Annotated in this window: 21 protein-coding genes; 14 read left to right on the plus strand and 7 right to left on the minus strand. The window is 69.1% G+C overall.

Annotated features, from left to right (window positions below):
- Positions 1–86 precede the first annotated feature (86 nt).
- From AAW00_RS10490 to AAW00_RS10500, 3 genes are read left to right on the plus strand one after another with little or no spacing between them, the layout of a single operon-like run.
- Positions 87–2,189: an ATP-binding protein gene (locus AAW00_RS10490; protein WP_052761876.1), complete on the plus strand. Its 2,103-nt coding sequence runs from the start codon at positions 87–89 to the stop codon at positions 2,187–2,189.
- Positions 2,189–2,551: a response regulator gene (locus AAW00_RS10495; RefSeq protein WP_047004588.1), complete on the plus strand. Its 363-nt coding sequence runs from the start codon at positions 2,189–2,191 to the stop codon at positions 2,549–2,551. The genes AAW00_RS10490 and AAW00_RS10495 overlap by 1 nt, the downstream gene beginning before the upstream one ends.
- A complete protein-coding gene (locus AAW00_RS10500; RefSeq protein ID WP_047004257.1) occupies positions 2,548–2,817 on the plus strand; it encodes an Hpt domain-containing protein in 270 nt (89 codons plus the stop codon). Before AAW00_RS10495 ends, AAW00_RS10500 begins: the two co-directional genes overlap by 4 nt.
- Here AAW00_RS10500 and AAW00_RS10505 read toward each other — a convergent pair.
- From AAW00_RS10505 to AAW00_RS10525, 4 genes are read right to left on the minus strand one after another with little or no spacing between them, the layout of a single operon-like run.
- Complete coding sequence (locus AAW00_RS10505; RefSeq protein WP_206539327.1) at positions 2,814–4,247, minus strand: glycosyltransferase family 2 protein; 1,434 nt, start codon at positions 4,245–4,247, stop codon at positions 2,814–2,816. The genes AAW00_RS10500 and AAW00_RS10505 overlap by 4 nt on opposite strands.
- Positions 4,244–5,272, minus strand: a complete 1,029-nt coding sequence (locus AAW00_RS10510) for a HEAT repeat domain-containing protein (protein ID WP_047004258.1) — start codon at positions 5,270–5,272, stop codon at positions 4,244–4,246. The genes AAW00_RS10505 and AAW00_RS10510 overlap by 4 nt, the downstream gene beginning before the upstream one ends.
- Positions 5,269–6,267: a YaiO family outer membrane beta-barrel protein gene (locus tag AAW00_RS14300; RefSeq protein WP_052761877.1), complete on the minus strand. Its 999-nt coding sequence runs from the start codon at positions 6,265–6,267 to the stop codon at positions 5,269–5,271. Before AAW00_RS14300 ends, AAW00_RS10510 begins: the two co-directional genes overlap by 4 nt.
- Positions 6,267–6,635, minus strand: coding sequence for a response regulator transcription factor (locus tag AAW00_RS10525; RefSeq protein ID WP_047004259.1), 369 nt, complete (start codon positions 6,633–6,635; stop codon positions 6,267–6,269). Before AAW00_RS10525 ends, AAW00_RS14300 begins: the two co-directional genes overlap by 1 nt.
- Before the next feature lie 190 nt (positions 6,636–6,825).
- Here AAW00_RS10525 and AAW00_RS10530 point away from each other — a divergent pair, with 190 nt between their 5' ends.
- The 8 genes from AAW00_RS10530 to AAW00_RS10565 are packed head-to-tail and all read left to right on the plus strand — an operon-like array spanning position 6,826 to position 16,482.
- A complete protein-coding gene (locus tag AAW00_RS10530; RefSeq protein ID WP_047004260.1) occupies positions 6,826–8,325 on the plus strand; it encodes a CoA-acylating methylmalonate-semialdehyde dehydrogenase in 1,500 nt (499 codons plus the stop codon).
- Positions 8,326–8,330: 5 nt separating this feature from the next.
- Complete coding sequence (locus AAW00_RS10535) at positions 8,331–9,278, plus strand: polysaccharide deacetylase family protein (RefSeq protein WP_241461704.1); 948 nt, start codon at positions 8,331–8,333, stop codon at positions 9,276–9,278.
- Positions 9,279–9,325: 47 nt separating this feature from the next.
- Positions 9,326–10,858 carry an acyl-CoA carboxylase subunit beta gene (locus tag AAW00_RS10540; RefSeq protein ID WP_047004261.1) on the plus strand — a complete coding sequence of 511 codons (1,533 nt, stop codon included), beginning with the start codon at positions 9,326–9,328 and terminating at the stop codon, positions 10,856–10,858.
- Positions 10,859–10,866: 8 nt separating this feature from the next.
- Complete coding sequence (locus AAW00_RS10545) at positions 10,867–11,082, plus strand: hypothetical protein (RefSeq protein ID WP_047004262.1); 216 nt, start codon at positions 10,867–10,869, stop codon at positions 11,080–11,082.
- Positions 11,082–11,528, plus strand: coding sequence for a methylmalonyl-CoA epimerase (mce, locus tag AAW00_RS10550; protein WP_047004263.1), 447 nt, complete (start codon positions 11,082–11,084; stop codon positions 11,526–11,528). The genes AAW00_RS10545 and mce overlap by 1 nt, the downstream gene beginning before the upstream one ends.
- On the plus strand, positions 11,518–13,656 hold the full coding sequence (scpA, locus tag AAW00_RS10555; protein WP_047004264.1) for a methylmalonyl-CoA mutase: 2,139 nt from the start codon (positions 11,518–11,520) through the stop codon (positions 13,654–13,656). Before mce ends, scpA begins: the two co-directional genes overlap by 11 nt.
- 2 nt (positions 13,657–13,658) lie before the next feature.
- The gene (locus AAW00_RS10560; protein ID WP_047004265.1) at positions 13,659–15,692 is read left to right on the plus strand and encodes an acetyl-CoA carboxylase biotin carboxylase subunit; all 2,034 of its coding nucleotides are present in this window, start codon (positions 13,659–13,661) and stop codon (positions 15,690–15,692) included.
- Positions 15,693–15,702: 10 nt separating this feature from the next.
- Positions 15,703–16,482 (plus strand): enoyl-CoA hydratase-related protein, encoded by a 780-nt coding sequence (locus AAW00_RS10565; protein WP_047004266.1) that lies wholly within the window; start codon positions 15,703–15,705, stop codon positions 16,480–16,482.
- On the opposite strand, the gene AAW00_RS10570 is transcribed toward AAW00_RS10565, so the two are convergent.
- The 3 genes from AAW00_RS10570 to AAW00_RS10580 are packed head-to-tail and all read right to left on the minus strand — an operon-like array spanning position 16,479 to position 21,348.
- Positions 16,479–16,892 carry a TIGR01244 family sulfur transferase gene (locus tag AAW00_RS10570; protein ID WP_047004267.1) on the minus strand — a complete coding sequence of 138 codons (414 nt, stop codon included), beginning with the start codon at positions 16,890–16,892 and terminating at the stop codon, positions 16,479–16,481. The two genes, AAW00_RS10565 and AAW00_RS10570, sit on opposite strands and share 4 nt — an antisense overlap.
- Entirely contained in the window at positions 16,892–17,860 is a 969-nt protein-coding gene (locus AAW00_RS10575; protein ID WP_047004268.1) for a DUF2891 domain-containing protein, read from the minus strand. Before AAW00_RS10575 ends, AAW00_RS10570 begins: the two co-directional genes overlap by 1 nt.
- Positions 17,857–21,348 (minus strand): hydantoinase B/oxoprolinase family protein, encoded by a 3,492-nt coding sequence (locus AAW00_RS10580; protein WP_047004269.1) that lies wholly within the window; start codon positions 21,346–21,348, stop codon positions 17,857–17,859. The genes AAW00_RS10575 and AAW00_RS10580 overlap by 4 nt, the downstream gene beginning before the upstream one ends.
- A gap of 171 nt (positions 21,349–21,519) precedes the next feature.
- On the opposite strand from AAW00_RS10580, the gene AAW00_RS10585 reads away from it, so the two are divergent.
- From AAW00_RS10585 to AAW00_RS10595, 3 genes are read left to right on the plus strand one after another with little or no spacing between them, the layout of a single operon-like run.
- Positions 21,520–22,284: a Crp/Fnr family transcriptional regulator gene (locus AAW00_RS10585; protein WP_047004270.1), complete on the plus strand. Its 765-nt coding sequence runs from the start codon at positions 21,520–21,522 to the stop codon at positions 22,282–22,284.
- Positions 22,285–22,344: 60 nt separating this feature from the next.
- Positions 22,345–23,082 carry a hypothetical protein gene (locus AAW00_RS15005; protein WP_047004593.1) on the plus strand — a complete coding sequence of 246 codons (738 nt, stop codon included), beginning with the start codon at positions 22,345–22,347 and terminating at the stop codon, positions 23,080–23,082.
- A 43-nt stretch (positions 23,083–23,125) separates the two neighbouring features.
- On the plus strand, positions 23,126–24,157 hold the full coding sequence (locus AAW00_RS10595) for a mannose-1-phosphate guanylyltransferase (protein WP_047004271.1): 1,032 nt from the start codon (positions 23,126–23,128) through the stop codon (positions 24,155–24,157).
- Positions 24,158–24,165: the final 8 nt, after the last annotated feature.

Below are 24,165 nucleotides of genomic sequence, written 5' to 3' on the forward strand. Positions count from 1 at the left end.
CATAAGCAAGCACGCGCGGGTAGACCCGCAGGCTTCGCAACAAGAGCATCGTACGCGTGCGCCAGTCCCGTCCGATTTCGCCGGCCATGAGCCGCATCCTGCTGGTCATGGCCCTCGTGCTGGTGCCGCTCTCGCTGCTCGGGGTGGGGGTGCTGATCCGCGGCGAATTCGAAGAGGTCCGCAAGCTGCGCTCCGTGGCCGAAGATACGGTCCTCACCCGCGACGAGCTGGATCAGCTGCTGGTATTGCACCTCGATGCGGAAACCGGCGTGCGCGGCTATGTGCTGACCGGCAATCCCGCCTTCCTCGATCCCTACGAGGCGGCAGTCCCGCGCCGCGACGCGCTGTTTGCCGCACTGGACGCAAAGGCCGATCCGGACGAGCGCCGCCAGCTGGACTCGCTGCTGGCGCTGTCCGATGCGAAGCTGGAGAACGCCGCGCGCAACATCGCCGACGTGCGCGCCGGCCGTCCCGAACTTGCCCGCGCCCGCATCGCCGACGGGGGCGGGAAACGGACCATGGACCAGATCCGCCGCGCGATCGCCCAACTGCAGGTGGCGGAGACCGCGCAGCTGCACGAGGTGACCAGCCGTGGCACCGGCTCGCGCAACGACGTGGAGCGCACGGTCACCCTGCTGCTGGCGGGCGTGGCGGTGCTGCTGGCCTTCGTCACCCTCCTCGTCAGCAACTCCGCGCGCCAGCGTCGCCGGGCGCTGGAGCGGGCCGAGCATTTCGCCGAGCGGCAGCGGGCCATGTTCGACGGCGCGGTCGACGGGATGCTGTGGCTCGATGCCCGGGGCAACGTGCTGCGCATGAATCCCAGCATCAGCCGGATGTTCGGCTACAGCGAGGCCGAGGTGATCGGCCGTCATAACCTCATGCTGATGCATCACCGGTTTTCGATGACGCAGTCGCTGGCCTGGCTGGAGAGCGTGGGCGAGGCCGGGGCGGACGGTGCGGGGCGGCGACAGGAATTCACCGGCAAGCGGGCCGACGGCAGCACGTTCGAGACCGAGATCGCCATCAGCCGGGTCGACGGAGAGGACAGTGCGGGCGCGCACTACATCGCCTCGATCCGCGATATTTCCGATCGCAAGCGCGCGGAACGGATGAAGACCGAATTCGTCTCCACCGTCAGCCACGAACTGCGCACCCCGCTGACCTCGATCGGCGGCTCGCTGGGGCTGGTGCTGGGCGGCGCGACGGGGCCGCTGGAGGACAAGACGCGCCGCCTGATCGGCATCGCCCACGACAACTCGCAGCGCCTGATCCGCCTCATCAACGACATCCTCGACATCGAGAAGATTGAATCCGGCAAGATGGATTTCGACATCCGCCGCATCCAGGTCGGCCCGCTGGTGCGCCGCACGATCGACGAGATGACGGGGTTCGCCGAGAAGCACGAGGTGGCGATCGCCGTCAGCTTCCCACCCTGGCCGCTGTGCATCATGGGCGATCCCGACCGGCTCGACCAGTTGCTCGTCAACCTCGTCTCCAACGCCATCAAGCACTCGCCGCCCGGCGGCAGGGTGGAGATCGCCTGCAGTCAGGACAGCGGCATGGCTCGAATCGAGGTGCGCGACCGGGGCGCGGGCATTCCGCTGGACTTTCGCGAGCGTATCTTCGGCAAGTTCGCCCAGGCCGACAGCGCCGACAACCGCGCCAGGGGCGGCACGGGGCTCGGCCTCTCCATCGCGCGCGAGATCGCCGTCCGGCACGAGGGCGCGATCGGTTTCGACGACCGCGAGGGCGGCGGCACGGTGTTCCACGTCACGCTGCCCTTGGCCAAGGACCAGTCCATCGCCGCTCCCGCCGGGGATGCGGACCTGCCGCTGGTGCTGCACGTCGACGACGATGCCGATTGCCTCAGCGTGGTGGCCAGCGCCTTTGCCGGCAGCGCCCGGGTTGTCACCGCCACGACGCTGCGCGAGGCGCGCTACATCGCCGAGCGGCAGGCCATCGCCGCCGCCGTCATCGACGTCGGGCTCGGCAGGGAGAGCGGCCTGTCGTTGCTCGACCATATCCGCGAGGCCGACCGTGGCCTGCCGATCGTGCTGTTTACCGCGCTCGACGATCCGCCCGATGCCGCGCGCGCCGACCGCTTGCTGGTCAAGAGCCGCGCCTCGGTGGACGAACTGGTCGCCGCCACCATGGCCCTGATCGAAACCCGCGAGCGCGAGGCGGCCTGATGCGCGTGCTCTACGTCGACGACGAGCCCGACATCCGCGAGATCGCCGAGATGGCGCTCGGCCTCGACCCCGGCTTCGAGGTTCGCACCGCCGGCTCGGGCAAGGAGGCGCTCGCGCTGATGGAGGCGTGGGCGCCGCAGGTCGCGCTGCTCGACGTGATGATGCCGGGCATGGACGGTCCCACGCTTCTCGCCCGCCTGCGCGAGGACGCGCGCTATGTCGCGCTGCCGGTCATCTTCGTCACCGCGCGCGCCCAGCGCAGCGAGCTGCAGACCTTTGCGACGATGGATGCCGTGGGCGTCATCGGCAAACCCTTCGACCCGATGACCCTGGCCGACCGCGTGCGCGAGCTCATCGCGTGAGCGAGGCGCTGGCGGCAAAGATGGCCGAACTGTCGGCGCGCTTCGCCGCGCAGGCGGGCGTGACGCGCGAGCGGCTGGCGGCGCAACGCGAGGACCGCGCGGCCATCGTTGCCGAGGCGCACAAGCTCGCCGGGATCGCCGCCATGTTCGGCCAGCCCGCCATCGGTGTGGCAGCCCTGGCGCTGGAGGAACGGGCGGAAAGCGGCGGCGATTACGGCGAGGAATGGCGGCAGCTCGACGCCCTGCTCGCTGAACTGGCGGCCTAGGCTGCCGAAAAGCCCTTACGCACCATCGTGCCCCAGCTTTGCTGCTTGCGCACGAACTGCCACCAGCCCTGCAGTCGCCAGACGTTCGAAAGCTGGCGATAGCCGAAATTCTCGACCACCGCGATGCCCGCCAGCACGGCCAGCTCGCGCGCCTTGGGGAAGCGGCGCAGCTGGATTTCCTCCAGCACCAGCGTCGCCATCGACAGGAAGATGCCGAGCGTGAAGGTCACCGCAAGGAAGGCCAGCAGCCAGGGCAATGCCAGCAGGCCCAGCGCCCAGAGCAGCGGCACGAGGACGTAGCCGAGGATTTCGAGCACGGGCCCGAGCACGTCGACGAGCAGAATGTGGCCGAAGCCGATCATGCCAATGCGCCCGTATCGCGGATTGAAGAGCATGCCCTTGTGCTTGACGAAGCATTCGAGCGCGCCGCGCTGCCAGCGGGCGCGCTGGCGACCGAGCACGGCCAGGCTGTCGGGGCACTCGGTCCAGCACACCGGCTCGGCGATGAAGTCGATGCGGTAGTCTCGCTTCGCCTCGCGCATCAGCTTGTGTAGCTTGATGACGAGCTCCATGTCCTCGCCCACGGTGCCGTGGCTGTAGCCGCCCACCTCCACCACCTGCCGCCGCCTGAACAGGCCGAAGGCGCCGGAGATGACGGTCAGCGCCTGCATCTTGCCGAGGCCCACGCGGGCCATCAGGAAGGCGCGCAGGTATTCGACGATCTGCACCAGCGCGAGGAAATTGGTCGGCAACCTGATGTCGGTGATGCGGCCCGCGTCCACCTTGCAGCCGTTGGCGATGCGGATGGTGCCGCCCGCCGCGATGGTCAGGTGCGGCTCGTCGATGAACGGGCGCACCACGCGCAGCAGGGCGTCGCTCTCGAGGATGGAATCGGCGTCGATGGCGCAGAACAGCGCGGTGCGCGCGCAGTTGATGCCGGCGTTGAGCGCGTCGGCCTTGCCGCCGTTTTCCTTGTCGACGACCAGCAGGCGCGGCAGGCGCGGACTGGCGTAGAAGCCGCTGATGGGTGCGTGGTTCACTCCGCTGTCGATGAAGCGGTCTACCTTCTCGAGCCCGAATTCGGCGATCATCCGCGCCAGCGTACCGTCCTTCGACCCGTCGTTGATGACGATCACCTCGAAATCGGGGTACTGCAACGCCAGCAGGCTGCGCGTGCTCTCGACGATGGACAGTTCCTCGTTGAAGGCGGGCGCGAGGACGGAGATGGCCGGGGCCTGCTCCGAATAGCGTCGCCAAAGCGTGGCGCTGCGCGGTACGGGCGGACGGGTGCCGAGCGCCGCGCCGGCATAGAGCAGCAGCACGAAGTAGAATGTCACCTGCAGCAGCCCGGTGACGATCACGACCGAGGCGATGGCCTCTGCCGAGGCGATCATCCAGGCTTGCGGGTCGGAAAGCGCCATCCAGTTCATGCCGCTCGCCCTTCCGCCAGCATCCGCGCAGCGACGTCGCGCGCGCCTTCGTCCTCGCCCTCGCTCACTTCGCGCAGGGTGTTGATGCCGCGCGGGCCCAGCCGCAGCAGCGCCTCGCTGGCGCGGTAGCGGACCCAGTAGTGCGGATCGGCGAGCATCTCGCCCAGCCGCGCCGCTGCCTGCGAGAGGCCCGCCTTGCCCGCGCTTTCGGCGGCGGAGGCGCGCACCGTCCAGTCGTTGGAATGGAGGCCGTGCACGATCGCCTCGGCGCCCGCCGGATGTCCGGTGCGACCGAGCGCGCGGTAGATGCGCGGCTGCAATTCGCGCTCGCCATCGGCGCTGCGCGCCATGTAGGCGAGCAGCGGGGCGTATTCGCCGCCGAGGTCCGCCAGCGCATCCATCGCCGCGGCCTTGGCCTCGAACGACAGGTCCTTCTCGAACAGCAGGCCGGCGACGGCCTCGGAGTTGGTGCGGGCGAGATCCTGCATCAGCGAGACGAGCAGCAGCGAGTGCTCCTCGTCGCCCACCTTCAGCTTGCGCACTACGGTGAGCGGATCGGGTGCCTCGCCGCGATGAGCAAGGGCGAGGGCGGCCCCCAGGCGCACGTCGGGGTTGCGATCGTCGAGCGCGCGGGTCGCGGCATCGTGGCACTGGTCGAACATGGCGATGGCCTCCGCGGCGGAGAGCCGCACCTGCGCCGAGCGGGCAGACAGGCGTTTCTCCAGCAGGCCGGGCACGCCCAGCGCCGCCGCACGCGCGAGCAGTGCCTCGCGTTCGGACCCGCGGGTCATCTCGGCCAGTTCGACCGTAAGATCGGTGGCGACGCGCAGATCCAGCCCGGCAAGCGGCGCGAGGCCGGCCGGATCGCCATCGAGCATCCGCGGCAGCAGCGCACGGCGCGCGGCCTCCTCGCGGTGGCCATGACGGGCGGACAGGCTGCGCGCCGCGATCAGCAGCATCAGGCCCAGAGCCGCGACCAAGCACAGCGCCAGCGAGACAAACCAGAGGTTGGTGAGCGTAGTCAAAGCGCGAGCTTCAGGCCGAGCCGGAACTCGGTGCGGTCCGCGCCGAGCGAGCGCCATTCGCGCGCCAGGCTGCCGAGGAGGGACACATCGCCGGACAGCGGAATCTCGCCGCCGCCGTAGAGGCTGGTCGTATCGCTGACCACGCCGAGGTCCGTCTCCGGGCCGGAGGCGAGGCCGACGAAGGCGCGCGTGCGCGGTGCGGGGAGCCAGTCGGCGCGCAGCGAGCCGCCGACGAGCGTGTCGCCCTCCACGAAGACCGCGCGGCCGGCGAGGGCGAGGACATAGCGTCCGCCGGCGAGATACTGCGTCACGCCGGGGCGCAGCGAGACTACGTCCTGCAAGGGAAACCGCTGCCAGGAGGCATCGAGGCTCGCCACGGTCGAAGGCGCCAGGCGCGCATCGAACCCGGCGGTCACGGCGATTTCGGGCCGGAAATCGGCGGACGGCGTGGCCGAGGCGCCGATGCGCAGCCACAGGTCCTCGCCCGCGCGGCGGGTGTATTGGCCGCCCAGCTCCACGTCCTCCAGCCCGAAACGGTCGAACCAGTGGGCTCGGGCGTCCAAGGTGTCGGACGCGCCGAGCGGCACGGACAGCGCGCCGCCGAACTCGTGCCAGTCGCCCTGCCCGTTCTCGAGGTCGCTCAGCGCCCCCTCAACCAATGCGAACCCGCGCCGTACCTCCCCCGTGGCACCGCGCCGGGCGGCGACGAGCGCCAGCCCATCACGCGCGTCGGTGTAATCCGGCGCAGCATCCAGCACGGCGGCGAACTGGCGTTCGGCCTCGTCCAGCCGGTCGAGCGAGAGCAGCGCGTAGCCCAGCTGCACGCGGGCATCGACATCGTCCGGGTGTTCGGCCAGCCAGCGCTCCAGCAGTGTGGCCGCGCCCGCGGGATCGCTGCGTCGCAGCTCCACCGCGCGGTCGTAGTCGCTCACCTGCGCCAGCGCCGGGCTGGCGACCGAAAGCATGGTCGCGGCAAGAAGCAGTGCGGCGCGCATCACTTGCCCTTCAGCAGCCGGGCGAGCCGCGCCATCAGCTCTTCGGGCATGAAGGGTTTGACGAGATAGTCGTTCGCGCCCAGTTCCAGCGCGCCGACGATATCGTTCTCGCCGCGGCGCGCGGTCAGCATGATGACGGGGGTGTCGGCGTGTTCGGGCGAGGCGCGCATTCGGCGCAGCACCTCGAACCCGTCGTGGACCGGCATCATCGCGTCCAGCACCACGGCGTCGGGCGCGCTGTCCTCCAATCGCGCCAGCGCCTCGCGCCCATCGGAGGCGCTGACCGGCTTGTAGTCGCGCTGGGCCAGGCGGAATTCGAGCAGCTCGCGCATGAGCGGTTCGTCGTCGGCGACAAGAATTGTATGCATGGTGCGATCCGGCTCAGCGTCAATTACACCGGGCTAACCGAATATGGTAAACGAGGGGTGAAGCCCCGCCTGACAATTCGCCCGCTGCGACCCGGGGCGCCGCCGCCCGGAAACGGATGCGCTTCTTGCGCTTAGGGAAGCGGACCGATAGGCACCATAGGAAGTTTCACCTGCAACGGAATTCGGCCCCATGCGACATATCGACCACCTCATCCCCGGCCATGGCGGCAGCGACTTTTCGGGCCGCACGCACGACATCTGGAACCCCTCGACCGGGGAGGTGCAGGCGCGTGTCGCGCTGGGCGATGCGAGCGTGCTGGAGGCGGCCGTCGCCAACGCGAAGAAGGTCCAGCCCGAATGGGCGGCGACCAATCCGCAGCGCCGGGCGCGGGTGATGTTCGAATTCAAGCGGCTGGTCGAGGACAACAAGCAGGCGCTCGCCGAACTGCTCGCCAGCGAGCACGGCAAGGTCGTCGACGACGCGCACGGCGACGTGCAGCGCGGGCTCGAGGTGATCGAGTTCGCCTGCGGCATCCCGCAGGCGCTGAAGGGCGAGTTCACCAACGGCGCGGGGCCGGGGATCGACGTGTATTCGATGCGCCAGCCGCTCGGCATCGGGGCGGGCATCACCCCGTTCAACTTCCCGGCGATGATCCCGATGTGGATGTTCGGCATGGCCATCGCCGCGGGCAATGCCTTCATCCTGAAGCCCAGCGAGCGCGATCCCAGCGTGCCCGTGCGCCTTGCCGAACTGTTCCTTGAGGCCGGCGCGCCCGAAGGATTGCTGCAGGTGGTCCACGGCGACAAGGCCATGGTCGACGCGATCCTGGATCACCGCGACATTGCCGCCATCAGCTTTGTCGGCTCCTCTGACATCGCGCAGTACATCTACGAACGCGGTGCGGCGAACGGCAAACGCGTGCAGGCCTTCGGCGGAGCGAAGAACCACGGCATCGTGATGCCCGACGCCGATCTCGACATGGTGGTGAACGACCTTGCCGGCGCGGCCTTCGGCTCGGCGGGCGAGCGCTGCATGGCGCTGCCCGTCGTGGTGCCGGTGGGCGAGGAAACCGCCGACCGTCTGCGCGAAAAGCTGATCCCCGCGATCAACGCCCTGCGCGTGGGCGTCAGCACCGACAAGGACGCGCATTACGGCCCGGTCGTCACGCCCGAGCACAAGGCGCGCATCGAGAGCTGGATAGACACCGCCGAGAAGGAAGGGGCCGAGGTCGTGATCGACGGGCGCGGTTTCTCGCTTCAGGGCCACGAAAAGGGCTTCTTCGTTGGCCCGACGCTGCTCGACCGCGTCACGCCCGACATGGAAAGCTACAAGGAAGAGATCTTCGGCCCGGTCCTCCAGATCGTGCGCGCCAAGGACTTCGAGCACGCGGTGCGGCTGCCTAGCGAGCACCAGTACGGCAACGGCGTCGCCATCTTCACCCGCAACGGCCACGCCGCGCGCGAGTTCGCCGCGCGGGTGAACGTGGGCATGGTCGGCATCAACGTGCCGATCCCGGTGCCCGTTAGCTACCACTCGTTCGGCGGCTGGAAGCGCTCGGGCTTCGGCGACATCGACCAGTACGGCATGGAAGGCCTGCGGTTCTGGACCAAGGCCAAGAAGGTCACCCAGCGCTGGCCCGATGGCGGCGGCGACGGCTCCAACGCCTTCGTCATCCCGACGATGGGATGACGCGCGTGCTGGCGCGGCTTCTCGCCGGTCTCGGCGCGCTGCTTCTGGCGGCCTGTGCCAGCGTGCAACCCGCGCCGACGAACAAGCGCATCGCTCTCACCTTCGACGACGTGCCGCGCGGGGCGGGGGCTTTCCTGCCGGTGGAGGAGCGCGCCGCCATGTTGCGCCGCGAGCTGCGCCGGGCGGGGGTCAGCCAAGCGGCGTTCTTCGTCAATCCGGGCCACTATGCCGAGCATCCCGAACGCATCGCCGACCTGATTGCCTACGCGGCGGAAGGGCACGCGGTGGCGAACCATTCGAATACCCACCCGGCCCTCACGGATCTTCGCGCCGAGGACTACCTGCTGGACATCGACCGGGCCGAACGATGGCTCGTCCAGATACCCAACCACCGCGCATGGTTCCGCTATCCCTATCTCAACGAAGGGCGCAGCGACCTCGCCAAGCGCGATGCCGTGCGCGCGGGGCTTGCCGAGCGGGACCTCGCCAACGGCTATGTCACTGTGGACGCCAGCGACTGGTTCTACGAAGGCGCGGCCGTGGCAGCGCGCGATGCCGGGAAGACCATCGACCGCGAGGCGCTGCGCGATCTCTACGTCGAGAGCCACGTCGAGGCCGCCGAGTTCTACGACCGGCTGGCGCGCGAGGCCACGGGCCGCTCGCCCGCCCACGTCATGCTGCTGCACGAAACCGACCTCGCCGCGCTGTGGATCGGCGACCTGGTGGCGGCCCTGCGCGCGGCGGGCTGGACGATCGTCTCCGCCGACGAGGCCTACGCCGACCCCATCGCGCCGCTCGCCGCGACTTACGAGACACCCTCCGCGCAAGGCACGCTGACCGAGCAGGTCGCCTGGCAGCGTGGCTTGCCCGCCCCGCGCTGGTATGCGCGCAACAACACCGATCTGGCGCAGGCCGAGTTCGACCGCCGCGTACTGCACCTGTCCGATGATTGACCCCGCCCGCCCCGCTGTGCCACGCGCCACGAGGTAAAGGAGCACGAATGTCCGCCAACATCGCCGAACTCGAACGCCGTCGCGAAGCTGCCCGCTTGGGGGGCGGTGAGAAGCGCATCGCCGCGCAGCACGCCAAGGGCAAGCTGACCGCGCGCGAGCGTCTCGAAGTGCTTTTGGACGAGGGCAGCTTCGAGGAGCTCGACACCTACGTCGAGCACGACTGCAATGATTTCGGCATGGCCGAGCAGAAAATCCCGGGCGACGGCGTGGTGACGGGCAGCGGCACGATCGACGGACGGCTGGTCTATGTCTTCAGCCAGGACTTCACCGTGTTCGGCGGCAGCCTGTCGAAGCGCCACGCGGAGAAGATCCTCAAGGTCATGGACATGGCGCTGAAGGTCGGCGCGCCGGTCATCGGGCTCAACGATTCCGGCGGCGCGCGCATCCAGGAGGGTGTGGCCTCGCTTGGCGGCTATGCCGAGGTGTTCCAGCAGAACGTGCTGGCATCGGGCGTCGTGCCCCAGCTCAGCCTCATCATGGGCCCCTGCGCGGGCGGGGCGGTCTATTCGCCGGCGATGACCGACTTCATCTTCATGGTGAAGGACAGCAGCTACATGTTCGTGACCGGGCCCGAGGTGGTGAAGACCGTCACCAACGAGGTCGTGACGCAGGAGGAACTGGGCGGCGCGATCACGCACACGACCAAGACGAGCGTCGCCGACCTCGCGCTGGAGAACGACATCGAGGCGCTGCTCGCCGCGCGAGAGCTGATGGGCTTTTTGCCTTCGAGCAACCAGGCCGAGCTGCCGGTGCTGCCCACGCAAGATCCGTGGGACCGCATCGAGGACAGCCTCGACACGCTGATCCCGGCCAACGCCAACCAGCCCTACGACATGCACGAGCTGATCCGGAAGGTGGTGGACGAGGGGACCTTCTTCGAGATTCAGCCCGCCTTCGGGGCGAACGTGATCACCGGCTTCGGCCGCGTGGAGGGGAGCCCTGTGGGCTTCGTCGCCAACCAGCCGATGGTGCTGGCAGGCGTGCTCGACATCAACGCCAGCCGCAAGGCGGCGCGCTTCGTGCGCTTCTGCGATGCGTTCTCCATCCCCCTCGTCACCTTCGTCGACGTCCCCGGCTTCCTCCCCGGCACGGCGCAGGAACTGGGCGGCATCATCAAGCACGGCGCGAAGCTGCTGTTCGCCTATGCCGAGGCGACCGTGCCCAAGATCACCGTTATCACCCGCAAGGCCTACGGCGGCGCTTACGACGTGATGGCGTCGAAGCACCTGCGCGGCGACCTCAACTACGCCTGGCCCACTGCCGAGATCGCCGTGATGGGCGCGAAGGGCGCGGTGGAGATCATCTTCCGCAACGAGCGCGACGACCCGGACAAGATCGCCGAGAAGACGAAGGAATACGAAGACCGCTTCGCCAACCCCTTCGTGGCGGCCTCACGCGGCTATATCGACGAGGTGATCTACCCGCACTCGACCCGGCGGCGGATCGCGCTGGGGCTGCGCAAGCTGGCAAACAAGCAGCTCGAGAACCCGTGGAAGAAGCATGATAACCTGCCGCTGTAGCGTGACGCATGACCCTTAAGATCATCTTTGCCGGCGTGTTCGGGCTGCTCATGGCGATAGCGACGCTCTTCGCCCTGAAACGAGGCGACATGCGAAGTCCAGAGGGTATCGTCTATGCCGCGAAAGACCGGAAAGCAGGCTTGTACTGGACGATGATCGTCGTGCGGTTCGCCGTCGCCGCGCTCCTGCTGTGGTTGTTCTTCGACGCTTGGAGCCATGCATGATGAAGCTCGGCCGTCTCAACCACATCGGCATCGCCACGCCGTCCATCGCGGATAGCATCGCACATTACCGCGAGACGATGGGCGCGACCCAGATCACCGAGCCGTTCGACTTGCCTGCGCAGGGGGTGAAGGTCTGCTTTGTCGACACGCCTACCGGCTCAGATGGTTCGGGCGGCATGAACGGCACGCAGATCGAACTGATCGAGCCTCTGGGCGAAGACTCTCCAATCCACGGCTTCCTCGCGAAGAACCCCGCCGGGGGTCAGCACCATGTCTGCTTCGAGGTCGAGGATGTCGCCGAGGCGCGTGCGTGGTTCGAGGGGCAGGGCAAGCGCGTGCTCGGCCCCACCCGCATCGGCGCGCACGGGACGCCGATCTTCTTCCTCCACCCCAAGGACATGATGGGCCAGCTGACCGAGATCATGGAGACGCCGCGTGACCACTAAGTCCGACTGGCACGCCGCCGCCGCGAAGGAAGTGAAGGGCCGCGACCTTACCTGGCATACGCCGGAAGGCATCGCCGTGCGGCCGCTCTACACTGCCGAGGACGTGCCCGCCGAGCCCGCCATGCCCGGCTTCGAGCCCTTCACCCGTGGCCCCTACGCCTCGATGTACACCGGCCGCCCGTGGACGATCCGCCAGTACGCGGGCTTCTCCACCGCCGAGGAATCGAACGCTTTCTACCGCCGCAACCTCGCCGCCGGGCAGAAGGGCTTGTCGGTCGCCTTCGATCTCGCCACCCACCGCGGCTACGACAGCGACCACCCGCGCGTGGTGGGCGACGTCGGCAAGGCGGGCGTCGCCATCGACACGGTGCGCGACATGGAGATCCTGTTCGACCAGATCCCGCTCGATGAGATGAGCGTCAGCATGACCATGAACGGCGCCGTCATCCCGGTGATGGCCTTCTACATCGTCGCCGCCGAGCGGGCCGGCGTGGCGCAGGACCAGCTCAGCGGCACGATCCAGAACGACATCCTCAAGGAGTTCATGGTCCGCAACACCTACATCTATCCGCCCGAGCCATCGATGCGGATCGTGTCGGACATCATCGCCTACACCTCGGCGCACATGCCAAAGTTCAACTCGATCTCGATCAGCGGCTATCACATGCACGAGGCAGGGGCGACGGCGGTGCAGGAGCTCGCCTTTACCATCGCCGACGGCAAGGAATACGCCCGCCGCGCCTTGGCGACCGGGCTCGACATCGACGCCTTTGCCCCGCGCCTCAGCTTCTTCTGGGGCATCGGCATGAACTTCTTCATGGAGATCGCCAAGATGCGCGCGGCGCGCACGCTGTGGCACGAAGTCATGACCGAGTTGGGCGCGAAGAACCCCAAGTCGAAGATGCTGCGCACGCATTGCCAGACCTCTGGCGTCTCGTTGCAGGAGCAGGACCCCTACAACAACGTCGTGCGCACAACGCTGGAGGCGCTCTCGGCCGTGCTCGGCGGCACGCAGTCGCTGCACACCAATGCGCTGGACGAGGCCATCGCGCTCCCCACCGACTTCTCCGCCCGCATCGCGAGGAACACGCAGCTCATCCTGCAGGAGGAGACCGGCATCACCAACGTCGCCGACCCGCTGGGCGGCAGCTACTACATCGAGGCGCTGACGGCCGAGATCGCCGGCAAGGCGCGCGAGCTCCTGGCCGAGGTCGAGGCGGCGGGCGGCATGACCGCCTACGTCGCCAGCGGCGCGCCCAAGGCCGCCATCGAGAGCGCGGCGGCCGCCAAGCAGGCGAGCGTCGATAGGGGCGAGACGGTGATCGTGGGCGTCAACAAGTATCGCCTGTCCGAGGAAGCCAAGATCGACACGCTCGACATCGACAACCACGCCGTGCGCGCGAGCCAGGTCGCGCGGCTGGAGGCGGTGCGGGCAGGGCGTGACGAGGCGGCGTGCCGGTCGGCACTGGATGCGCTCACAGAAGGTGCCCGAGGGGGAGACAACGTGCTGACGCTCGCCATCGAAGCCGCGCGCCACGATGCCACCCTCGGCGAAGTGTCCGCCGCGATGGAGGAGGTGTTCGGCCGCTACGATACCGTGCCGACCCCGGTGAAGGGCGTATACTCGGCCGCCTACGAAGGCGACACCCGCTATGCGCAGGTGGTGGAGGGCGTCGAGGCCGTCGCCCGCCGCCTCGGCCACGCGCCGCGCGTGCTGGTCGCCAAGATGGGCCAGGACGGCCACGACCGCGGCGCCAACGTGATCGCATCCGCCTTTGCCGACATGGGCTTCGAGGTCGTCTCCGGCCCGCTGTTCCAGACTCCGCAAGAAACCGCAAAGATGGCGCTCGAGCACGAGGTCGACGCGGTCGGCGCCAGCTCGCTCGCGGCGGGCCACAAGACGCTGATCCCCGAACTGATCGGGCATTTGCGCGATGCTGGGCGGGCGGACATAAAGGTTGTCGCCGGCGGCGTGATCCCCCCGCAGGACTACGACTTCCTGCGTGAAGCGGGGGTGCAGGGCATCTACGGACCCGGCACGAACGTGGTCGAGGCGGCGGCGGACCTGCTGCGCCTGCTCGGGCACAATATGCCGCCTGCGGGCGAAGAACTGGAGGCGGCGGAGTAGCCATGTTCAAGAAAATCCTCATCGCCAATCGCGGCGAGATCGCGTGCCGGGTCATCAAGACGGCGCGGCGTATGGGCATCGCCACGGTGGCGGTCTATTCCGATGCCGATGCGCGCAGCCCCTTCGTGCGACAAGCCGACGAGGCGGTGCATATCGGGCCGTCGCCTGCGTCCGAGAGCTACCTGATCCCCGAGAAGATCATCGCCGCCTGCAAGCAGACCGGGGCCGAGGCGGTGCATCCGGGGTATGGCTTTCTCTCCGAGCGCGCGAGCTTCGTCGAGGCGCTGGAGGCGGAGGGCATCGCCTTTATCGGGCCGCCCGTGGGTGCCATCGCGGCGATGGGCGACAAGATCGAGAGCAAGAAGCTGGCGAAGGAAGCGGGCGTCAACGTCGTCCCCGGCTTCGTCGGCGAGATCCGCGATACCGAGCACGCGGTCCAGATCGCGGACGACATTGGCTACCCGGTGATGATGAAGGCCAGCGCGGGCGGCGGCGGCAAGGGGATGCGCCTCGCCTACAGCGAAAAGGACGTGCGCGAGGGGTTCGAGGCGACGAAGCGCGAGGGGCTGAACTCCTTCGGCGACGACCGGGTCTTCATCGAGAAGTTCATCGAGGACCCGCGCCACATCGAGATCCAGGTGCTCGGCGACAAACACGGCACGGTGCTTTACCTCAACGAGCGCGAATGCTCGATCCAGCGCCGCCACCAGAAGGTGGTCGAGGAAGCGCCTTCGCCCTTCGTCACCCCGGAAATGCGCCGCAAGATGGGCGAGCAGGCGGTCGCGCTCAGCAAGGCGGTCGGCTACCACTCGGCGGGCACGGTCGAGCTGATCGTCAGCGGGGCGGACCCGACGGGCGAGAGCTTCTACTTCCTCGAGATGAACACCCGCCTGCAGGTGGAGCATCCGGTCACCGAGGCGATCACCGGCATCGACCTCGTCGAATGGATGATCCGCGTCGCGGCGGGCGAGGCTTTGCCGTGGGCGCAGGAGGAGATCGGCATCGACGGCTGGGCCATCGAGAACCGCATCTACGCCGAGGACCCCTACCGCGGCTTCCTGCCCAGCACCGGGCGACTGGTGCGCTATCGCACGCCGGTCGAGGCCTGGGCAGGGGACCTGCGCGGTATCGACGGCGTGCGCGTGGACAGCGGGGTGCAGGAGGGCGGCGAGGTCTCGATCTTCTACGACCCGATGATCGCCAAGCTCGTCACCTGGGCTCCCACGCGCGAGGAGGCGGCGGACCTGCAGGTCGCCGCGCTCGATGCGGTGGAGCTCGACGGCCTCGGCCACAACGTCGACTTCCTCTCCGCCCTCATGCAGCACCCGCGCTTCCGCTCGGGCGGGCTCACCACCGGCTTCATCGCCGAGGAATACCCCGACGGCTTCGAGGGCGCGGAGACGGGCGAGCGCACCATCGGTGTGCTGGCAGCGGTCGCGGGCGTCATCGCCACCGCCGATGCCGACCGCGCGCGGCGCATCTCCGGCCAGCTCGGCGAGGCGCAGCTGCCGCCCGGCGACTGGATGGTCCGCATCGCCGGAGAGGACCACTCGGTCTCGCTGGGCGAGGACGGCATCACTGTCGACAGCCACAAGGTCACGCTCGCCTTCGACTACACGCCGGGGGACCGGATGGTGCATGTCGCGCTCTACGACAGCGACGAGGACGATGCCGAGGCGGTCGCCCGCTTCGGCATCCGCCTCCAGCCCTCCCGCACCGGCTACCGGATGACCACCCACGGCCGCAGCCACGACGTGCGGGTGCTCCAGCCGCGCCATGCCGAGCTCGCGCGCCACATGATCGAAAAGGTGCCGCCCGATACCAGCAAGATGCTGCTCTGCCCTATGCCCGGCCTGCTGGTCGCGCTGCACGTGGGAGAGGGCGACGCGGTAGAGGCGGGCCAGCCGCTCGCCACGGTCGAGGCGATGAAGATGGAGAACATCCTGCGCGCCGAAAAGGCGGGCACGGTCGCCAGGGTCAACGCCGCCGAGGGCGAGACGCTGGTGGTCGACGCGGTGATCCTCGAACTCGAATAGGAAATTGCAAATGGCTTACGAAACGATCCTCGTCGAACAGCGCGACGCCGTCACGCTCATCACGCTCAATCGGCCCGAGGCGCTGAATGCGCTCAACACCAAGGTGCTGGCCGAACTGACCGAGGCGCTTGCCGCGTTCGAGGCCGACGCCTCGCAGGGCTGTGCGGTGGTGACGGGATCGGGCGACAAGGCCTTTGCCGCTGGCGCCGACATCAAGGAAATGGCCGACAAGCCCGCCGCCGACTTCTTCAACGAGGACTTCTTCGCCGGCTGGAACCGCATGGTCGCCGCGACGCGCAAGCCGTGGATCGCCGCGGTCAACGGCTTCGCGCTGGGCGGCGGGTGCGAGGTCGCCATGATGGCGGACTTCATCATCGCAAGCGAGAACGCGAAGTTCGGCCAGCCCGAGATCAAGCTCGGCGTCGCGCCCGGCATGGGCGGCAGCCAGCGCCTGACCCGCGCGGTCGGCAAGGCCAAGGCCATGGACCTTTGCCTGACGGGCCGGATGATGGACGCCGCCGAGGCCGAGCGCGCCGGGCTCGTCGCCCGCGTCGTGCCGCACGAGCAGCTCCTGGACGAGGCGCTGCAGGCCGCCGCCACCATCGCCGGCATGGCCCCGATGGCGGTCAAGGTGAACAAGGAACTGGTCGATGCCGCCTACGAGACGACGCTGAGCCAAGGGATGCTGCACGAGCGGCGGCTGTTCCAGATCCTGACCGCGACCGAGGACAAGGCCGAGGGCATGAAGGCCTTCGTCGAGAAGCGCCCGGCGAACTGGAAGGGCCGCTAGCCCTCCAGATAACCGCGCAAGGACGAGAGGTCGTAGCCCGCCGCCTCGGCGCGCTCCATGCGCTCGTCGACCGATAGCCCGTCCGGGTTCGCCAGCGTCTCCAGCGTCATCGAGCGCGTGCCGCTGCGGCAGTAGGCGAGCAGCGGCCCCTTGGCATCGTGCCGGAGGCGGGCGAAGTCGCTCACCGCGTGTTCGGGAAAGGCGCCGCCCGTTACCGGCACATGGTGGAAGGCCAGCCCCGCCGCCTCCGCCGCGGCGCGCAGCTCGGCGAGCGGGGGCTGACCCGGCTCCTCGCCGTCGGGCCGGTTGCACATGACATCGGTGAAGCCGGCATCAGCCAGCGCCTGCATGTCGCTCGCGTGCACCTGCGGGGCCACCGCGAAACTCTCGTCCACCCGGCGAATATCCATCAGTCGTCTCCTTTGCCTGCCAGCATAGCGAGCAATGCGAATGTCGCCAGCCAGTGTGAACCCATGTAGTCGCCGTCAACCGCGGGGAGCGACTGGGCCATGTGCCGCTCGGCGAGATCGCCCCCGAGGCCAAGCTCGCGCCAGCACCACACCCGGGTGAAGTTCACCCCGTCGAGGTGCGCGGCCTTGCCGTCACTGGCATCGGTCACCCGGCACGGTTCGAACAGCGCGGCAGGCTCGCCAAGATGCAGTCGCGGCAGGAAACCGCGCAGCCATGCGGCGAAGTCGGCGGGCGGCAGGACGCGGCGCATCAGCGCGGCCTCGACCAGCGGCGCGGAGAGAAAGGCGTCGCCCGCCACCTCCTCGCGCGCGTCCTGGTCCTCGCCGTAGAAGCGCACCGCCCTTTCCCGCAGCAGCGCGGCGAGGTCGGCGTCGAACCTGTCCGCCCATTCCAGCGACAGGCGCATGGCGAACGCCGTATTGGGGTGCGTAGGGTTCCGGATCGGGTGGGCGAGCGTAGCAAGGTAGTCGCGCCAGCCAGCGGCGAAGTGGCGCGCCAGCGGTTCGATGTGCGCGGCCCAGGCGTGGTCCGAATGCCGGCTCACCTCGAGGTGCAAATAGAGCAGCCATGCCCAGCCGTAAGGCCGCTCGAACCCGCGCGCCTCGGGCCGCCGGGCATAAGCGAGCTCGGCGGCAAGGTTGTCGGCGGTGAGCACCTCGTCCGCCAGGACGGCAATCTCGCCCGCCTCGGGGGCGTCGGGATGCAGCCGCCGAAGCGTCAGCAGCGTCCACCAAGAATGCACGCAGCTGTGCCAGTCGAAGCTGCCGTAAAAGGCGGGGTGCAGCTCGCGCGGCGTGCGCGCATCGCCGCGCCCGGCCATGACATGGTCGAGCTTATTGGGATACTCCAGGGTGACGTGCCCAAGCGCGGTGCGGGCGAAGCGGCGAGCACTGGCGGCATCGATCATGCGGGTTCTCCATAACCGCCGCCGCCGGGCGTGCGGATGACAACGATATCGCCCTCGGCAACGTCCGCCGCCCCGGTCGCGCCGAGTTGGCTGAAGCGCCCGTCGGCGTGTTCGACATAGGTCTCGCCCTTAAGCGCATCGCCGCCGCCCGCCAGCCCGCGCGGGGCCACGGTGCGGCGGTTGGCGAGCATCTGCACGCGCATCGGTTCGAGGAAGGCGATGCGCCGCTCCACGCCGTCGCCCCCGCGATGCGCGCCCGCGCCGCCCGAGCCTTTCCGCACGGCGAAGCTCTCCACCCGCACCGGCAGGCGGGCCTCCAGCACCTCGGGGTCGGTCAGGCGGCTGTTGGTCATGTGCGTCTGCACCGCGCTCGCTCCATCAAAGCCCGGCCCCGCGCCCGCGCCGCCGCAGATGGTCTCGTAGTACTGGTGGCGCGCGTTGCCGAAGGTGAGATTGTTCATCGTACCCTGGCTGGGCGCCAGCGCCCCGCAGGCGGCGAGCACGCAGTCGGTGACGACCTGGCTGGTCTCGACATTGCCCGCGACCACGGCGGCGGGCGGGCGGGGGTTGAGCATCGAGCCTTCGGGCAGCACCAGCTCGACCGGGCGCAGGCAGCCTTCGTTCAGGGGCACATCGTCGGCCACGAGGCAGCGCAGGGCGTAGAGCACGGCGGCGCGGGCGATGGCGGCGGGCGCGTTGAAGTTGTCGGCCAGCTGGCTGCTGGTGCCGGTGAAATCGAAGCCGGCTGTGCGCGCCTGCCGGTCGATGCCCACGGTGAGCGAAACCTCGGCCCCGTTGTCCATCGCGTAGGTGAACTTGCCTTCGGGCAGGGTCGCCAGCAGGTCGCGCACCGCCGCCTCGCCGTTGTCCATCACGTGGCCCATGTAGGCGGCGAGGACGGCGCCCGAGTGCTCCGCCGCCGCCCGCGCCAGCAGGTCCGCCCCGCGCGCGCAGGCGGCGAGCTGGGCCTTGAGGTCGGCAATGTTGCGGTCGGGATTGCGTGCCGGATGCTCGCCCGCGCCGAGCAGCGCGCGGATATCGGCCTCGAAGAAGCGGCCTTCGTCCACCAGCAGCGCATCGTCGATCCGCACGCCTTCCTCGTCGATCGTGCGGCTGTCGGGGGGCATGGAGCCGGGTGCGATGCCGCCCACGTCCGCGTGGTGTCCGCGTGCAGCGACCCATGCTTGGGGAGAGGAGGCTTGCGAACCCGTCGCCGCATCGTTCCAGAATACCGGCACGATCACCGTGATGTCGGGCAGGTGGGTGCCGCCGTGATAGGGATCGTTGAGCACGTAAGCATCGCCCCGCCGGATGCCGCGTTCGCTGCCAGCGCGGTTGGCGATCACCCGGCGCACGCTCGCCGACATGGATCCGAGATGGACCGGGATGTGCGGCGCATTGGCGATCAGCGCGCCGTCCGCGTCGAACACCGCGCAGGAGAAATCCAACCGTTCCTTGATGTTGACCGAGCTCGCCGTGGCTTCCAGCACCACGCCCATTTCCTCGGCGACGGCCATGAACAGGTTGTTGAACACGGCAAGGCGCAGCGGGTCGACCTGGGTGCCGCCCGCGACGGTAGCTCGGCGAGGGGCGACGCGGGTGAGGATGAGGCTGCCGTCCGGCGCGGGCGCGGCGCGCCATCCGGGCTCGACGACGGTGGTGGATCCCGATCCGGGGATGACGGCGGGGCCGTCCACGGGCGCGTCGATAGGGGCCGCGCCAGTTTCCGCCGCCAGCGTACCGACGCTGCCCTGCGCCTCGACGCTGATGGCCTCGAGCACGACCGGCGCCGCCGCGTCCGACCAGCCGAAACGGCGGCGATGCTCGGTGCGAAATTCCTCCTCCACCCGGTCTGAAAGGGGCAGGTCGAGCGTGGTGTCGCTATCCTCGAACCGCAGGCGCAGGCGAGGGAAAAGCGCGATGCGATCCGCCGCAATACCTTGGGCAATCATATCTGCGCGCGCCCGCGATTCCACGGTCGACAGCAAGGGACCGAAATTGCACGGCAGGGGACGGATTACGCCCACCTCGCGGATGGCGACGACCGGGGCGAGGCCGATGCCGTAGGCGCTGAGCAGTCCGGCGAGCGGGTGGACCAACACGGTCTCGATGCCCAGCGCATCGGCCACGCGGCAGGCCAGCTGGCCGCCGGCGCCGCCGAAGCAGGCGAGCGCATGGGTGGTGACGTCGTGGCCGCGCGCGGTGCTGATCTTGCGGATGGCGCCGGCCATCTCGTTCACCGCGAGGGTGAGGAAAGCCTCGGCAAGCTCGGCCTCGGCCATCGGGTGCGGCAGGGCGGCGGCGATTTGCGCGAGGCGGGCGCGGGAGGCTTCGGGATCGAGCGGCTGGTCGCCGCCGGGTCCGAAGACGGCGGGAAACTCGGCCGGGTCGATGCGGCCCAGCGCGAGGTTGCAGTCGGTCAACGTCAGCGGGCCGCCCTTGCGATAGCAGGCGGGGCCGGGGTCCGCGCCCGCGCTTTGCGGGCCGACGCGCAGGCGCTGGCCGTCGAAGCGGCACACCGAGCCACCGCCTGCCGCCACCGTTTCCACCTGCATCATCGGCGCGGCGATGCGCACGCCGGCGACCACGCTGTCGCCGGTGCGCTCGTACTCGCCCGCGTAGTGGCAGACATCGGTGCTGGTGCCGCCCATGTCGAAACCGATCAGGCGCTCGTATCCCAGCGCCCGCGCCGTCTCCACCATGCCGACAACACCGCCCGCCGGGCCGGAGAGCACCGCATCCTTGCCGCGAAAGGCGCGCGCATCGGCGAGGCCGCCGTTCGACTGCATGAAGCGCAGCGCCCCGTGCGGCGGCAGGCGCTGCGCCAGCTGCTCGACATAGGCGCGGATGACGGGCGAGAGGTAGGCATCGGCAACGCTCGTGTCGCCGCGCGGGACGAGGCGGATCAGCGGTGAGACCTCGTGGCTGGCGCTGACCTGCGCGAAGCCCAGCTCGCGCGCGATTTCTGCCAGTCGCGCCTCGTGCGCGGTAAAGGTCCACCCGTGGAGGAGGACGATGGCGAGCGAGTCCACGCCCCGCTTCCGCAATTCCGCAAGTGCGGTCCGCGCCGCCGCCTCGTCCAGCGGGCGCAGCACCGTGCCGTCCGCGCCCATGCGCTCGTCGATCTCGACGACATGGCGCTCCAGCCGCTCCGGCTTCACGATGTCGAGCGCGAAGATGTCGGGCCGCGCCTGGTTGCCGATGAGCAGGGCGTCGCGGTGGCCGCGGGTGATGGCGAGCGCGACCTCGGCCCCCCGCCGTTCCAGCAGGGCATTGGTGGCGATGGTGGTGCCGATGCGCAGCTCGGCGATCGGCGCCTCGCCGTGCTCGGCCATGATCCGCCGCACGCCCTCGCTCGCGGCGTCTTCGTAGTGTCCGGGATTGCTGGAGAGCAGCTTGGCGGTGACCAGCGCGCCGCCCGGCACCTCGGCGACCACGTCGGTAAAGGTACCGCCGCGGTCGATGGCGAAGCGATAGGAGCCGGTCATGTCTGCGCTCTTGGCCGCGGTACGCCGGCCTTGCAAGCGACAGGCACGTCTTGGCCATCTCCTTCCGGCACGCATCGCCTTTACAGGGATTTATGGGCTCGGGGTTGAAATGTCCGGACTTTTTCGTATCCCTTCGCACAAGGGAGCGCACAGGAAGGGACCTGGGGTAACATGGACGAGGAACTGGATCGCTACCCGTTGACGGGGCGATTCCTGATGGGCCGCCTGCGCGACGCGCTGAGCGAGGACGAGAAGCAGACCGTCGAGAGCCTGATCGAGAAGGTCGAGCAATATGACCGCGACACGACGATCCTCGCGCGCGGCCAGCTGTCGGACCGCTCGACCATGCTGATCGACGGCTTCGTGCTGCGTACCATCAGGGATGGCGACAAGCGCTTCGTCGTCGGGGTGCAGGTGCCCGGCGACTTCGTCGACCTACACGCCTTTGCGCTGAAGCGGCTCGACCACGACGTGGTGACGCTTGGCCCTGCGCGGGTCGGCTACGTCTCGCACGACCGGCTGCGCGCGCTGATGGAGGAGAACGCCCACCTCACGCGGCTGCTGTGGTTCTCCACCCTGCTCGACGCGGCGATCCACCGCGAATGGATCATGAAGCTGGAACAGCTGCGCGCATCGAAGCGGGTGGCGCACGTCTTTTGCGAGATTCGCCAGCGGCTCGATTTCGTCGGTCTGGGCGGGGGGCGCGCCATCGACACTCCGCTGATCCAGCAGGACCTGGCGGACATGTGCGGTACCACGGCCATCCACATGAACCGCGCGCTGGGGCAGCTGCGCAAGGAAGGGCTGGCGGATTTCCGCCGCGGCACGATCCGCGTGGCCGATCGCCGCAAGCTGGAAAGCTATGCCACCTTCGATCCGACATACCTCTACGGCGAAGGCATCCTGGGCATGAAGGGCGAGCTCAGCCTTTCCTGACGAGGCCGTTTCGCCGCCTCGCGCGTTGGCTTATCCGGCTGTATGGAGGATAAGACGATCATGACTGGGCAGGCCGGGGCAGGCTTCACCACGGCGAAGAAGCGGCTCGACTGGAAGCTGGTGGTGCTGATCGCGCTGCTGCATGTCGTCGCGCTGTACGGCCTTGCCCGCCTGCTCGCGCCCGAATTCACCGCGAGGGTGATGGAGAGCGCGACCTCGATGGTGACGGTTACCGTGCGTACCTATGAGGAGCCCGAGACCGAGCCCAGCATTCCGCCGCCGCAGCCCGACGAGGGCGCCGCGGGCGAGGAAGGGCGCGAGGCCACCCCGCGCGAGGTCGTCGCCCCGCCGCAGCCCTTGCCGCGCCCCAGCCCCGCGCCGCGCGCCTCCTCCACCGGCAGCGCCAACACCAGCGGCGCGCGCGAGGAGGGCGAGGGCACCGGCGCGGGCGGCACGGGCGATGGCACGGGCAGCGGGCGCGGCGGATCGGGCGCCGGCGGCGCGGTCGCCGTAGGGCCATCGGTGCGTTCCGGCCAGATCAACGCCGCCAGCGATTTCCCCGTGCCCGAGGGCGGGCGGCAGGCCCGCTTCGGCAAGTCGGTGACGGTCAGTTTCATCGTCGGCATCGACGGGCGCGCGCGCAATTGCCGGGTCGTGGATACCCAGGTCGATGCCGAGGCGACGGCCCGCGTGTGCCCGCTGGTGATCGAGCGCATCCGCTTCAATCCCGCCACCACCGCCGACGGCACGCCGGTGGAGGCTGCCTACGGCTGGCGACAGGATTTTCGCGGCCGGTAATTTCTGCTTGAACCCGCGGCGCTTAGGCGCGAACTGCAAGGGCATGACCACCATCCATCCCGTCATCATGTGCGGCGGCAGCGGCACGCGCCTGTGGCCGCGCAGCCGCAAGTCCATGCCCAAGCCCTTCCTGCCGCTTGTGGGCGAGGCCACGCTGTTCGAGGAAACGCTGGAGCGCTGCGACGATCCAGGCCTGTTCGCCGCGCCCGTGGTCGTCACCGGCACGGCGCACCTTGCCCATGTCGAGGCGCAGACCGCCGGGCGCGAGGCCACGATCGTGGTCGAGCCCGAGGCCAAGAATACCGCGCCCGCCATCGCGCTCGCTGCCGCGCTGCTGCCCGCCGACGCCATCATGCTGGTATGCCCGAGCGATCACCACATTGCCGACATCGCCGCCTTCCGCTCTGCCGCGCTGGCCGCCGCGGCACTGGCGGGCGAGGACTACATGGTCGCCTTCGGCATCGAGGCGACCCATCCCGAAACCGGTTATGGCTACATCAAGAGCGGCGAGGTTCTGGGCAAAGGCCGCAAGGTCGAACGATTCGTCGAGAAGCCCGATCTCGAAAGCGCGCGGGCCTTTGTCGTCGACGGCGGCTATTCGTGGAACGGCGGCATCTTCGCCTTTCGAGCCGGGGCCTTCCTGGCAGAGCTGGAGGAGCAGCGCCCCGACATGGCCGTTGCCGTGCGCCGCTCGGTCGCACAGGGCCGCCACGATGGCGCGCGCTTCCACCCCGCCGCCGAACCCTTTGCCGCCATCGCCGGGGAATCGGTCGATTACGCGGTGATGGAAGGCACGCGCCGGGCGGCGATGGTGCCGGTATCGATGGGCTGGTCCGATATCGGCGGCTGGCCCGCGCTGCGCGACGCCCGCGCCGGCGACGCGCACGGCAACCGGGTGCGCGGGAACGCCGAGCTCGTCGATTGCCGCAACGTGCTGGTCGAGAGCGACGGCCCCCGGGTTTCGGTCATCGGCCTTTCGGACGTGGCCGTGGTGGTCGACGGCGACGAGGTGCTGGTGACGACGATGGACGGCGCGCAGCTCGTCGGCAAGCTGGGCGGCGCGGCTAATCAATAGCAGGTTCT

Source organism: Aurantiacibacter luteus (genome assembly GCF_001010945.1).
GTDB classification, from domain to species: Bacteria; Pseudomonadota; Alphaproteobacteria; order Sphingomonadales; family Sphingomonadaceae; genus Alteraurantiacibacter; species Alteraurantiacibacter luteus.